General features: G+C 42.5%; 2 protein-coding genes. Both read left to right on the top strand.

Annotated features, from left to right (window positions below; translation table 11 throughout):
• Window positions 1-153: 153 nt before the first annotated feature.
• A complete protein-coding gene (lgt, locus tag ABJV04_RS00060) occupies window positions 154-969 on the top strand; it encodes a prolipoprotein diacylglyceryl transferase (protein ID WP_348489064.1) in 816 nt (271 codons plus the stop codon).
• A gap of 297 nt (window positions 970-1,266) precedes the next feature.
• A partial coding sequence (locus tag ABJV04_RS00055; RefSeq protein ID WP_348489063.1) for an NADH-quinone oxidoreductase subunit A occupies window positions 1,267-1,494 on the top strand: 228 nt, incomplete at its 3' end.

The following is a 1,494-nucleotide window of genomic DNA, read 5'->3' as shown; positions in this document are numbered from 1 at the left end:
ACAAACGCAGTATAACCCAAGCTGGTATAAAAAGGTTGTTTTTCCGGTCGCCAACCGGGCTTTCAAAACCCGGCTGGAAGACAAACAATGCATGCACGAAAACTGCTCATGTGTATGGTGTAAGCATGGTGACCACGCCTACGCCGAAGTGGAATGCTAAACTCATTATTAAAAACTATGCAACCCATTCTTTTTGAACTCGGACCGATTACTATTCACACAGTAAGCCTGTTTCATACTGGTGGTATTCTTATTGGAATATGGTGGCTTTATAAACAAGCCAAAAAACAGGGTATCAATCCTCAAAATGTGCTGGATCTGTCTGTGGTCGTAGTTGTTTGGGCTATCATAGGTGCTCGGGTGTTCTCCATCCTATTCGATGGAAGCCTGCAGTGGTACCTTGAAAATCCTATGAAAATACTGATGCTCTGGAATGGGGGCTTTACGTTCTATGGAGGTTTCTTGTTCGGACTAGGAGCCGGGATTTGGTATGTACGAAAACATGATCTGGACTTATGGCAAATTAGCGATATGGCAGCGCCCGGCCTGGCGCTGGGCATCGCCTTTGGACGACTGGGCTGCTTCTTTTCGGGAGACAGTTTCGGCAAACCGACGGATCTTCCCTGGGCGGTTACCTTTACTGATTCAATGTCGATGGCCCCAACGGGTATCCCACTGCACCCCACCCAAATCTATTCCACGCTTGTCCTATTGGTAGTATTTGGCATTTTGCTTTGGTGGCAAAAACAGCAGCGTTTTAAAGGAGAAATCTTCCTGGTTTTTATTATGCTTTATTCTGTCGCACGGTCTTTTGTAGAAATTTTTAGAAATGATCCCCGGGGCGTTTATCTTGACGGCTTAATTTCTACCTCACAGATTATCAGCTTATTAGTGATAATACCAGCCCTGTGGCTGTATTTTACGAAGCTTCGGCAATACAAGCGTTTAAAAGTTGAAACTTCACAGTAATATAATTTTAACACTGATTATTTTTAAACAATTCTGATCTGATATGTTAACCTTACTCTGGTCTATACTAACATTCATTTTCTTGTATTTTATATATTACAGGCTTATTATACTCAAAAATTCTGTTTCTGAGATGTGGCAATACTCGAAATACAGTACGCGAAATTTTGATTATCAACCAAATACAGCATTTGCTGAATTGGAAGAGGCAGAATATGAAATTATTGAATGAATTTAGTTTTTTGAATCAATTGAATATTATTGTGTTTATGAATTTATCATTCAGGACTAAGTGATATGGCTCCTTTAACTCAATATCTACTCCTGCTCGGCATGGGGATTACAACTGCCGGTTTAGTATGGATGCTTTATCTAATCAAGCAGTCGCTGGGCCAAACGCTGGACGAGCCGGGCAAGGACATCCCCGCCGAAAGCGGAAACCTGGCGCCCAAACCGGCCTGGCTGCGTTATCATGTACACTACTACGGCTACGCCCTGCTCTTTTTGGCTTTTGATATGGAGATG

This window comes from Aliiglaciecola sp., from assembly GCF_039982535.1.
Lineage (GTDB): Bacteria > Pseudomonadota > Gammaproteobacteria > Enterobacterales > Alteromonadaceae > Aliiglaciecola.
The sequence above is the reverse complement of the archived record's forward strand: the minus strand, read 5'-3'. Positions and strand labels throughout refer to the sequence as shown.

Coding starts and splice junctions, on each gene's coding strand:
- lgt (WP_348489064.1), top strand. CDS start 154: ATGCTAAACTCATTATTAAAAACTATGCAACCCATTCTTTTTGAACTC.